This window comes from Gabonibacter chumensis (assembly GCF_024741215.1).
Taxonomy (GTDB): Bacteria; Bacteroidota; Bacteroidia; order Bacteroidales; family Marinifilaceae; genus Gabonibacter; species Gabonibacter massiliensis.
Genome location: NZ_JANSKB010000003.1, coordinates 330,851 through 343,990 on the forward strand (window position 1 = coordinate 330,851; position 13,140 = coordinate 343,990).

Sequence of the window (13,140 nt, forward strand, 5' to 3'; positions counted from 1 at the left end):
CTCTACTCCTCCCCGACATATACCCATTTCACGGCATCGGCATACACGAGATCCACATTGCATTTATCATTCATCACCAGTCTTACCTCTCCTTTATCGAAGAAGAATGTACCCACGGAAACCCATGGAGAACTCATCTCTCTCTGTGTATTAAATTCTATCTCCTCTTTCTTATCCCCGAAATACAATGTATAATATTGTGTTATTCCATTAGCACTCATTATATTATTCCCTCCGCTTACATTATAAATAAACAGTTCATATTTTCCCCGTTTAGGAAGATCCGCCTTCCATTCGGCCATGGCCTTTCCATTTCCGGCCTTTTTATAATAAGCACTCGCGATATATTTCCCGTAAAATCCCATCCCTATAATATAAGTCCAACGATGACCGCCTTTCAACCCCTCGTAACCGGTATCTCTCTTATCTCTTTTCTCCGCCATCCGTTTTCCGTCCGAATCAAATAAAGAAAAGCAGTCGTCTTCATTATCTACGATAATGACATTCGGATCGGGCAGGAAAAGATCCGGACTGATCGGAAATAGTCCCCGCGTAGAATCACGAATTACCTCCAATTCGTCCGGCAATATAGTCGTGACCGCTGTCGGTTGATTCAATACTATACTCGGAGTTATCGAAACTATTCCAGGTACATCGTCACACGGTATATGTACCTCCAAAGCCTCTCCCGCCGGCAAAACGAATCTTTTCTCCCAATACCCGCGAGCATCTTTGAGCCAATTCGCACTCACCGTAGCCGAGATTAAAATATCGGACTTTCCAGGATTATTCAACTTAAAATGAACCGCATAACCTTCGTACTCCCCTTGTTCCACTTTATACCCTCTGAGATCTTTAGTTTCCAGATAAGAACATCCTTTATTCCTGTACCATTCATCAAATACCTCGCCCAACTTATAATCGAATCGCTCTTCAAATTCTTTCATAAACCGTTCGAAGGTAACTTGTCGATAACGATATTTAGTCATAAATTCTTCCATAAAAGCCTGCAATGAACGCTCAGGAATATCCACCATAATCAGTTCATACAAGTAATTGCATTTCTTCAGCAACAATAGTTTAAACATATCCGAAGAGAGGGACGGATCTGTAGCGGCATCCTCCAAACTATGTCCAGAAAGATAATCGAGTACGCGCATCTCGTTTTGTGGCGATTGGTTAGCGGCTGTCGCCGTCTTGTAAGCCGGAGATAACAGTATCTGCAACTCATCGAATATTTGTCCGGCAATAGGAATCTCCTTAGAAAGAACGACACACCCGTTATCTTGAAATAAAGAGGAAAGTATATGCTTATTTCCAGCTCCCACCCCTGTCGTTACGGGCGCTCCGCTATAATCCTGTTTTCCTCTTAGCAAATCGAAATCGACCTTCACAAATCCAGAAACGGGAAATACAAACACACTTTGTACACAATCGATAAAACTACGCATCGTCCATCCTTCATCATAAGGATCTTGTCCTGCACTATTCAAATGCTTTTTTACTCTTTTTCTTCTTTCATAGTCTTTCGCCACTTGATTTCCGATTTCAGGTATAGTTACCCCGCGCTCAGGAACGAATACCATGGCCGGCTGCACGTAATTACTCTTTCTACTCCATCCCCGTATGTAAGTAGCGAACGCCACGGGAGTTTCCAAAAGAGAGAGCCTATTATAAAGATAAGGATGCCCCCATTTCGTTGCCATCAATTCATTTATTTGCTTGACCAAAGAGGGAAGCGAATCCTTAATGCTGACAAAAGGAGCTCTAAAATAGTTTTCCCCGCGATAAAAATAGAGATCTAAGCGTGTGGAATCCACAGTCAACGATTTGTGGGTATAATCTCCCATACATAAGCTGATTCCTGTCAATTTATCGGGATTCTCGAAACGGATAGTATCTCCGGATACTTTTCGATTTCCTTGCGAAATCACGGTACGTTTATCTCTATGAATTACATTTAAAACATAATTCGTATAATTTTTCCCCGTAGCATAAGGATGCGCCCAATTAACAGGCGGTTCTGTTACCGGATACCACAACACTTCAGGCTCCAGCAACGTATAATCCTCCTCTAAAAAAGCATATCGTTTACCGAAGCAAAAAATATTCGTAACCCAACGGTTATCGTAATATTCCTCATCGGAAATATCCAGATAACACACCCGGGCATCTATCTTTCCCGCATAATCCACTTGGAGAGAAAACTTTTCTTCCGGTGCCAAGTTTTTTTCCAAAATAACGACTTGTCCATCCCGACGATAAGAAATAGCTTCACCGCTCTCTCCGCGAATTTCTTTGACGCGTAAGGCCGGGTTTAAGAATAAAACGATCTCCGATACCGGATGATTCTCCTTATTCTGGACAGTTAATTTACTTTTCACCGACATAGTAGTACCCGATTGCTCGAAAGTAAGCTCCGCATCGGACAAATAGAGCCGGTCTTGTGTGCTATACTTTTCAAAAGTTTCCACCATATGCTTCCTAAAACGCCTGTCAGCCTCTTTCGACCCGACGAAGATCCCTCCGATTAATATACCCGATAACAAGATAAACCCGCTGCATAATTTCAATTTTCCTTTTTTTCCATTGGGAACTCGAGGATACGATACAATGGCAAATCCCAGTAATCCCACACCCAAAACGGCATAGGCCAAACGTTGTAAAAGATAAGATCCTATTTCGGGATGCCCGGTCAGTTCCGAAAACATATTGGGCATTTCCCGGGCAAAAAGATCAAAAATACCATATCCGGCCGAAGGAATAAAAGCATAGACCAATCCAACCGCTACCAACAACACCAACAAAGCAAGCATGGCATTTTTTATCCATGAGTAGATCAAAATAGATACTCCCAAGACAAACAGGCAAGAAGGAATGGTTAGGGTAAACAAATAGAAGAAATAGAGCCAAACGTTTACCGGTGCCTCACTGACAAAAATATTAAGGGACAACGAAATCAGTATAGAGATGACATTCAATACTACCAATACAGAGAAAATCCCACCTGCCATTCCTATCAAGTAATCCGTATTGCTCACCGGGCGTACACGCAGAGATTCTGTCGTATCCACGTGTTTTCCACTTTTAAAGCGGTCAGCCACAATAAAGACCAACAAAAGAACCTGTAACAAATTAAACCAGTAAGCATTAAAGAAAGGCATGGAAGAAGGCAGGGCCACCATATAGTGTTCCGTTATACTCCACGAACTCTGAGTCATAATCTGTAAAACGGTTATTCCGACAAATGCCAACAAAGCGAATAAACGCAATAACCAACTTCTTTTTAACACTTTCGCTTCATAGTAAGCTACGGTCAATATAAGATTCAATTTCATAATTTCCAATTCAAATTTCAGTCATATTACCTATCTTTTTCCAACGCAAGACATCGGATAGTATTCATACCAACATATCCATCCCGGCTTTATTCCATCCTTCCAATTATCTTAACTCTCTTTTCAACCTGTAAAAGAATAACGGACACACCCTCCCCGAAAGAATCTGCATCATTAATCGGATACGTTCGAAAAGAATCCGACACGTTTACGTTCCCTCTTACCCTAAAATAATTCCACACGATAAAATACAAGAAAAGGCTGCACAATGCATTAGAAAACAGAATACTTACAGATAACCCAATCCTATCATGCCCGGACTCCTGAAATAAAAACGGAATACAAAAAATTCCTATCAACCAAAATGAGACAAACACCCGAGGCAACCAACGATTCCTTAAAGCATTGATTTTATGCCGGATGAATGTAGAGATGAGATGTAATTTCATGATTTTATTTTTAGTTACACATTTTTCAAATATAAAGTATCTTCATTTAAAATCCAAACTAAAAATCATAGTTAATTTTGCTTAACTACCCTACTTATTCTGAATCACCCCATCTCTTTATTGTTAACTCACTATATAACACATTTTTACATACTAAATTCACTTAAAAACAAAAAATAAATTTTCTGTAAATATTTTATTTTTATTATAAATATGCACGAAATCCCCATTTTTAATTGATCCCCAACAAATTCGCTTCATCGTATCGTAATAATCCATTCGCAATAACCGATACGTATTCACTCATTTGTTTTCTATTCGAAATTATATACAAAAGGCAGACCCTCTCCCCTACAAAACGTTTTTCCCCTTTGGTTTTTTTTGTAAGGGCAAGGCCTGCCTCAGTATACACACTACACAATATTCTTTAGCGCTTCGTTTCTAAACAACAAACAAGTCGATTATAAAAATGAATCAGCGGCTCTTCAAGCAACTCTTCTTCTACAAGGGTAATGATTAAATAATGTCCCTGTGCAGCTAAAAAATCCTTTACTTTTATCTCACGAGTAACATAACCATTACAGATAATCAAAAGTGTTCCTTCCTCTGAAACAGTCAACTCAAAATACCCGCTCAAATCCGTGATCGTACTGTTCGTCGTTCCTTTCTCGACGATCTGAACACCTAAAATGACATTCATTTCCGGATCACAAACTTCGCCTTTTACTTTTACCTGGCGATTCTGAGCTATCACTACAGAAGTGAAACCCATAAAAAACATGACGGCTAACGATAGGCCTTTAAAAAGTATCTTTTGTTTCATAACAATTCATTTATTGTTAAACAATTCAGCCTCTTTTTCTCAAATAATTAATAAAGATACCGCAAGCGATTAACAATAACGGGAACACCCCCAGGAGAAAGAACTTCACCCAAAAGATGTCCGTGATAGGAAAAACAACCGTTGTATCTTTCGGATCCGCACGAACGATCTCTACCGGGAATTCACCATTTGTCAACCAACGGAAACTCTCCGTAATCAACGAGTAGTTCGAGGCATTGATTCCCTTGCGCGTCATCATCAACTCCGCGTTACTGGCGCAATCCGCATCCCCGAGAATTATTACCCGTTGCTCCTTGCCTTTCGTCTTCCGGCTTAAACCCAAAGCCGTGACATGAGATCCCTCGGACTCACCGGCAGAAGGATTCAACACCACTTGATCGTTTATCAAATCACTCGTTTCCAGCTCATTCCAACTACCTTTTTCGATTGTTCGTAAAATGGGAAAAAAGGCATAACCCGCGGTATCGTCATACTCGAGCCCCACAGCTCCAGGCATTGTCACTCGTTCTCCTTTCTTTAACATTCGGGCATATTCACGAGAAATATGAGCTGCCTCTTCCGTCACCTGACATTGTAACAAATCGGCACTAAAATCTGATGTCGGTTGCACCAATACACCGGGCACCGAGCTTACGCCAAACAACGAAAGCAAGGGACGGGCCAAATCCACACGATCCGGTTCTACCGCGATTAAAAGGTTACCTCCTCTTTCGATGTAACGGCGAACCTTGGACAACTCGTCCGGGGTAAAAGGACTTTTCATATCGGCAATTACAAGAATATCGTACTCGATAGGAATATCTTCTCCCTCTTTCATCTGGTAAACATAAACGTCAAAACCCTGATTTACTAACGCGTAACGAAATGTCAGGTTACTGGCAAAAGAGTAATAATCAGGATCACCGAAACCGCTTGTGCTACGCTCTCCGTGACCTGTCAAACAAGCCACTTTAGGCGCATCAACGGCCAAACGTTTCAACGCTGCCGCCACCTCTGTCTCCGTCGGGAATTGTAACTGGTCGTTGTACATGCGCAGGAACGCTTTCCGTCCGTTTGCTGCCTCCAGCAAACGAACAAAACGATAGCCCTCCGGACGCAAATCGATCTGTTTATTTATCTCTTCGGAAGAGATAAAACCTTTTAACGAAACCTTCGCCATCTTCGCATACTCCTCAGCTACACCGCGTTCGTCCAAACCGGCGAATCGCTTACCATGAAGGGGGGCTGTCTGCAAATAGTAACGTACATAAGACATCTCTATATCCGGTTTGAAACGAACGTAAGGTTTAAAACGGTCCATGTCTCCTTTCTCCGCTCTCGGTAAACCGTAAATGTAATTTGTTCCCAAAAGGTTTACATAAGTCGTAATTTTGATTTCGCCGTCGATCTGCTCCAGAATTTTCTGGGTGGATTCCGTCACCGTCTCCGTCTGGCAAGCCGTCATATCCTTATACAATTGCAGTGTCGGGCGCGAAGTCAAATACCCCAAACCGACAACCACCGCAATCACCGCCACGTATCTCCCGACAGACACGACCAAACTTCGTTTGGCCCGATGAGATTCGACCTTCATGATGGACAAAGCCAAGAAGAAAAGGATGACCAAAAGAAAATAGAACAGGTCCTCACTACAGATCAAACCGTTAACAAAAACCATAGCCCGCCCCTTAATCGACAGCCAGTAGGTAATCTCTCTAACGAAACCGATATCCTGACCGACACTACCGATAAAATTCAAAACGATCAGTACCGCTAAAGTCCCCATCGCCGCTACAATCTGATAAGAAGTCAAACTCGACATGTAAAGACCGATTGCCGCGTAAGCGCAGATCAACAAATACAAACCCAACAAACCCGAAAACGCCATCGAGAGATCGAAATGAGGAATCGTCAGGCAGGAAAACAGGATGTAAACGAACAAAACACCTACCAGAAGTAAACCGTAAAACATCATCGAAAGAAACTTACCCGTGATAATCTGGGTTGCCGTTACCGGTGATGAGTATAACAATTTTATGGAACCGCTGCTGTACTCCCGGCTCATCAGGCTCATCGTCAACAAGGGTATGTAAAGGTACAAATATTGTTGCACCACGATAAAAAGACCGCTTAAGGAGACCAGGATTACACCCGTCAAACTACCCTCGCCGGGAGCATCATTCAAAAACTGTGACGTCACGCAAGATTTGAAAAGGTCCATATAGGTAAGACCCGTCTGGATTGTGAAGATCACCAGAATAAACCAAGCCACGGGCGAGTAAAAAAGAGCACCTAACTCATTTCCAGCTATTTTTAATACTTTTCTCATATTCTATATTATTTAACCCAACCTTCTTTTCATCCAAACACCCACTCCTCCCAAAACGAACAAGGCAGGGAATATCCATGTCAATAATAAACTCGTCAGCGGCATTCCTTCGCGTGTCAATTCGAGAACCGTGTCTTTAAACGCCGGACGAGTGATCGATAACGGAAACTCACCGTAACTCAACCACCGGAACATACCCGTAATCAAGGAGAAATTAGATGTCTGAACACCGATGCGATTCATCAATAACTCCGAGTTACTGATGCAATCGGCATCACCCAACACCACGATCCGTTGTTCTCGATCGCCGACCTGTCGCGTTAAAGCGAGCATCGTCGGGTAAGCACCCTGGACCTCGCCAACCCGGGGGTTAAAGACCGCCTTATCGCCACCTTCGAGCTCGTTCCAACTCCCCTCCCCGGAGGTCGTCAAAACAGGTACTACCCGGAAACCGCGTGTTGTGTCAAAAGAGAGTGCTGAAGTACCGGGCATCACGATACCGTAACGGTTTAACAAATTTTTATAAGAGGTCATCACGTTCACGCCCTCTTCATTGAATCGACAAATCAGCAGATTGTCATTATAAACTCCCGTCGGTTGGACAAGCTCTCCGGGTATGAATTCTACCCCCAGCATACGCGTGATCGGGTTCATGATCGACTGCTTGCCAGGTTCTCCTGCTATGACCAAATTACCCCCGCGATCGATATAGCGATTCAATTTATCGATATCATCACTCGAGAAAGCCGTATATGGATCGGGAATAACCAAAACGTCCACCTCCGGCGGCACCTCTCCGACTTTTGATAAATCAAGCACTTCCGTATCAAAACCCTTATTGATCAACGAGTGACGGAAAGTAGGGCTCTGCGCAAAGGTATAATAATCCCGGTCTCCGGCTTTGCGTATATCACGCTCACCATGCCCCACGACGAAAGCCACCACCGGGACATCTGTCACCAGTCGTTTCATTGCCGTCGAAATCTCCGCCTCATTAGGAAAAACGTAACCGTCATCATAAACACGCAAGAAAGTCTTCCGACCGTTGTCTCGCTCGATCACGCGAACGAAACGATAATTCTCTCCCGATAGATCGATCTGGCGCGAAAGTTCTTCAGGCGTTAAGAACATTTTCATATTCAAGTCATTCGCCACCGCCACCTTCTCCGCTTTCTGACGCTCCGTCAATCCAGAGAAACGCTCGATCAGGTAATTATTCGAGTCCTTCACGTCCTTATAATAATAAACGTATTTCATCTTCATCCTGGGCTTGAAACGAGTGTACTCTTTAAAACGATCTTTATCTCCGTTCACTCCCGAGGGGATACCGTAATGGTAATGACTCTCCAGGAGATTAACGTAAGTAGTGACCGTCAAACCTCCGTCCATCTTCTCCATCACCTCCTGACTTGCCTGGGCCAGCGTGTTTAACTTGGTCGCCGAAGCGTCATAATAAAACTTGAAGACGGGACGGGAACTCAGGTAGCCCAAGAATAAAGCCAGAAAAGTCACGACGAAGTATCTGGTCACGATCAAACCTTTATTACGTTTCTTACCCGAGAGAATCTTAATCACGGACAAAGAAAGGAATAAACCGATAACGATCAGAAAATACAAGACGTCCTCGCTCGTGATTAGCCCCTCGATCATCTGCGAGGAACGCCCCTGGATGGACAACCAGTAAGTGATATCCCGAACAAGGGGGATATCCTGCCCCAATCGGCCGACGTAATTTAAAAAAGCCAAGACCGCAAGTGTTGAAACTGCCGCCACCACCTGATAAGAGGTGAGACAGGACATGAAAAGACCGATCGCCGCGTAAGCACAAACAACAAGGTAAAGCCCTAAAACACCACTCAAAGCCAACGTGTAGTCAAAATTAGGAACATGAAAACCCGTTAAGAACACAAACACCAGCAAAATTCCTCCAAGAATCAAATTATAAAGCATCATCGACAAGTATTTACCCAAAACGATTTGAGTCGTCGAAACCGGTGACGAATATAATAATTTTATGGAACCGCTGCTGTACTCCCGACTCATCAACCCCATCGTCAATAAAGGGATGTAGAGGTAAAGGTTGCCAAGCATCGTCGGGTAAAGGCTGAAACTTCGTGTAAAAAGCTCTCGTACGATACTGTACCATAACGGACGGGAAAACTGTTGTGTCAACATGGTATCGATTAAACCCGTGTAAGACATAGCTGCCTGAACGGTGAAAATCACCAGGATCAACCATGCCACCGGGGAATAAAACAGAGTACGTAACTCTGTTATCGCTATCTTGTATATCTTTCTCATGACAAACGACTATTCATCTTTACTTTCCCGGACAGGCGGGCGAATACTTCATCCAATGAGCTACGTTCTACCGTGATCTCGCTTAACTCCCAACCGCGGGAAACACTCAACTCTACCACCTCGCGAGTCACGTCACTATCACGGGTAAACCACATACGGTAACTGTTCTGACTTACTTCTTCAACCCGATCGATCCCCGGTATTTCCCGCAACATCTCGATTGCCGGAGGGTTTTTCATTACCACGACGAAGGTGTTGGGTTGAACATAATTGTTAAACTCTTCCATCGTCCCTGAAAAGACAAGGTTACCCTTCTCTATCATCTTGATATGATCGCAGGTAGCCTGTACCTCCGACAATATGTGAGTCGACAGCAATACCGAACGATCGTAAGCGATCTCTTTAATCAGTTCTCGGATTTCAAGAATCTGATTCGGGTCCAAACCGTTGGTAGGTTCGTCGAGAACCACGAATTTCGGGTTGTGGATGATCGCCTGAGCAATACCTACGCGTTGCTGATAACCGCCCGACAGGTTCTTCAACAAACGTTTGTGGAAATGAGTGATGCCACATTTAGCCATAGCCGTGTCTACGGCTGCTTTTATCTTTCTCGGTTCAACGGAACGTAACTCCGCACAATAAGCAAGGTACTCACGAACCGTCAAATCAGTATACAATGGCGGTTTCTGCGGTAAAAAACCGATGTTCATCTTTGCCGCTATCGGATTATCCCGGAAATTGATTCCATTGATGTAAACCTCCCCCTCCGTCTGGTTCAAAACTCCGCACATGATGTTCATCGTTGTTGACTTGCCGGCACCGTTCGAACCTAACAAGCCGAGAATACCCTTCTGGTATATCTCGAAATTAATGTCCCGGATCGCCCATTGAACGCTGTAACGATGAGACAAATGCTCTACTCTTACTACTGATTCTTCCATAAATCTATTTGAATTACATTATATATTACATCGAATATTCTTCTTAGTTCGATTAACAACTATGTGAGGAGCTCTTCAAAAAGGGCCGCCACATAAGTATCAATTTAACTTCCACGGCGGCATGCCTTGAATGGCACGTAACTCGTCGACGGAGGATAGACTCCCCCACTTTTACAATTGTTTCTTTCATTATTTCTTTTGCTTACATACATACTATCGTGTATGATTACAAATTCTCAATACAAGTCATATCCCCGACACACTCTTCTGACAATTATCGGAAACTTCTTTACTCCTGCTGTCAACCGAAAAAAAATATCTTTCAAACCTGATTGTGCTGTTACTTCAGGCTATACTCTCCCCTTTCTGCCTTTTATGAAAAAGCAGGCCCAAACAAAACAAAATCATATACAGCAATAATTTACGAAATGAAAGTAGGTAAGCAGTAACTACTTACCTACTTTAAAAATTATTTTCCTTGGACAACGATATTTGAGATTATACCGAATCCGTCATAAGTTATTTGTTTTCCTTTATCCAGATTACCCGTTCCCAAATCCTTTTGCGGAACTAAATAAACCTTTCCGGCCTCTCCGGCTTGCGTAGCGATCAACACGGCTTTCGCGTTCAAGGGAACCAAAGAGGAAACATCTCCGTCAAAATCAGACGGACTCATCGTGTAACGTCCTTGCTGATAGAATTGGACGATAGTGATCTTCTCCCCGTCGGCAACCGTATATTTGGATTCATAAGTCAACGAACCCAATGACATCCTAACGGCATAAACATCCGTTTCCGTTGCCACGTACATAATCGGATCGACCGAGCTGAAAGTATAAGAAACCGCCGCATCCATGATGCTCTTCAGTCCGGTCGGAACCTGATACAGAGCGTAAGGAGTCGGAGCTACCAGATCATAGTTCGAATTCTGCGTTTTAAAAATATATATTTCGTACTCCTGAGTCGTTTTATCCCGCAATACCATAGCCAAACCGTCTCTTTCCATCACGCCTCCCGCTACGGCTTCCTTACCCCGGATATTGGAAGGATCGAACGGGAAAGTTTGGTTATATTCCGAAGAACTGAACAGTTGACATTTCGGAGCCGCAAACAAAGAGTTAAAACGGGCAAAACACCCCATTTGAGAATCATACCACACGGCGCCGGCCCGATGTCCGGCAAAATCTCCGGCAACAGCCGCAAGAATCGCATGATCTACATAATTGGACTCAAGGCCTAATACGTTAGTAACCTTTTCCGGTTTAACGAACATATTGTCGTTTTGACGATTATGTTGATAAACTTGATGATTGGCAACCATAAGAGTAGCTTGTATGGAAGGATAAAAAGCATCTGCTTCAAAAGAGGCATCCGCCATGGGTACAATACTCTTGGTATCCGTGTAGGAGTAATCCTCCACGTCAATCCGGTAAACACCTTTTTCTCCCGCTGCCCATAAAATATTCCGATAATTTCCATAGGTGGATCCGGAAACGGTATACATCATATTTTTGATTTTATCCGGGAATACCTCTCCTTTGGAGGCGTAAATATCGGAAATTATCTTCCTCTCTCCGGTAAAATCCTTCGTCAGATTCTCGTCCATCACCAAAGAGAGATCGGAAGTTTGTCCGTCGCGAGAGTGAGCAACCACAAGTCCTTCTCCGAACTCACTCGTCACCACCACCGTAAAGGAAGCGAAATACTGCAAGGTAGTCGCAGAATCCGTTACCGTTAACAAAAGTTTATATCCCCCCGCATTAATCGGCATCGTAGCCGTAACATCCAATACTCTTTCATGAGACAACTCTTCCGTCACGTAATCCAGAGAGGAGGTTCCTAACTGGATCTTCCACAAATATCCCAAATCCGGATGATTTGCCTGCCCGTTTTTCGTAATGGGTATATCTAATTTAAGATTCCCCAAATAATTAACATTCTGGACCTCGGAAATATTTTCCAAGTCAATCTTTATTTCCGGAAGTTTTTCTGTATCGTAAGTACTTTTATCGTCATAACATGACCAAAGGCCACTACTCAATAAAAGTACCAATAGATAAAATATATTTTTCATATGAATAATCTTTGATCTGTTAAATTAAAACTTTCTTGCCTTAACCGGTTGTCCTTTCGCCAATCCTCCGTCATGTAACAAAGGCTCTCCGTTTACTTCCTCGTAAGCCTCCAAATAGGCATTCAGCAAATCGTAATAGGCGTTGGTTTGAGCGGTAGTGTAGAAGGTCAGTCCGAGCGGATCACGGTTATTATATGCCGGCCATTTATCGGATTCCCAAGGCCAGTCCAAAGCTTCCAATATCGCTTTATGAGCATTTTTACTATAATAGTTATAATTAGCTAAATTCATACTCTGACCTGCAGCAATCAAATAGTTGTAAGTACGGCAATAGAACGTTCCGGATCTCGGCATCGGCAACTGGTTATCAAACATAAACTTTGCCCGAATATACTCTTTCGGTCCTTTTGCAAAATCATCCGAAGTTGTCAACACCAGTTCCAGAACACAAGTTTCCGTCTCCAAAACCGGCAATTTGGTAACCTCGATCGAGATCTTACCGAATGCCTCTCCTGCCGGAACCACCGCCTCCAAAATTTTATAAGAACCCTCTATTAACGTACAACTGTCCAGATCAAGCGCACAATTCACTTTCCGGTCGTAACTCCGTACGTCCCCTATCACCTCCAACGGAATATCGACAATGACTTTCTCCTCGTTCGGGTCCGACCAGAAAGAGTACACTTTCTCAAATTTCTTTGTAGTAGCGTTATATCCCGGATAGGTTTTTATTCCTATTCCCGTCCACGGAAAAGTAACCGAAGGAAACTCCTCGTTATAAGTAGGTATTTCCTCTTTGGAACATCCTGCAACAAGCCATCCCAAAACGAATATACACATCGTATATATAAATCTTAATTTATTCATAACTTTGAATTTATGCTA

At 43.1% G+C, this 13,140-nt stretch carries 7 protein-coding genes; all 7 read right to left on the minus strand.

Annotated elements, in window-relative coordinates:
- Positions 1 to 2: 2 nt before the first annotated feature.
- Complete coding sequence (locus tag NVS78_RS10910; protein WP_286359200.1) at positions 3 to 3,338, minus strand: golvesin C-terminal-like domain-containing protein; 3,336 nt, start codon at positions 3,336 to 3,338, stop codon at positions 3 to 5.
- An 876-nt stretch (positions 3,339 to 4,214) separates the two neighbouring features.
- Positions 4,215 to 4,610 (minus strand): carboxypeptidase-like regulatory domain-containing protein, encoded by a 396-nt coding sequence (locus tag NVS78_RS10915; protein ID WP_286359201.1) that lies wholly within the window; start codon positions 4,608 to 4,610, stop codon positions 4,215 to 4,217.
- Between the two features lie 25 nt (positions 4,611 to 4,635).
- On the minus strand, positions 4,636 to 6,939 hold the full coding sequence (locus NVS78_RS10920; protein ID WP_286359202.1) for a Gldg family protein: 2,304 nt from the start codon (positions 6,937 to 6,939) through the stop codon (positions 4,636 to 4,638).
- A gap of 12 nt (positions 6,940 to 6,951) precedes the next feature.
- Complete coding sequence (locus NVS78_RS10925; RefSeq protein WP_286359203.1) at positions 6,952 to 9,240, minus strand: Gldg family protein; 2,289 nt, start codon at positions 9,238 to 9,240, stop codon at positions 6,952 to 6,954.
- On the minus strand, positions 9,237 to 10,181 hold the full coding sequence (locus NVS78_RS10930; protein WP_286359204.1) for an ABC transporter ATP-binding protein: 945 nt from the start codon (positions 10,179 to 10,181) through the stop codon (positions 9,237 to 9,239). Before NVS78_RS10930 ends, NVS78_RS10925 begins: the two co-directional genes overlap by 4 nt.
- A gap of 469 nt (positions 10,182 to 10,650) precedes the next feature.
- Complete coding sequence (locus tag NVS78_RS10935) at positions 10,651 to 12,255, minus strand: PKD-like family lipoprotein (protein ID WP_286359205.1); 1,605 nt, start codon at positions 12,253 to 12,255, stop codon at positions 10,651 to 10,653.
- Between the two features lie 24 nt (positions 12,256 to 12,279).
- A complete protein-coding gene (locus NVS78_RS10940) occupies positions 12,280 to 13,122 on the minus strand; it encodes a DUF4843 domain-containing protein (protein ID WP_286359206.1) in 843 nt (280 codons plus the stop codon).
- Positions 13,123 to 13,140: the final 18 nt, after the last annotated feature.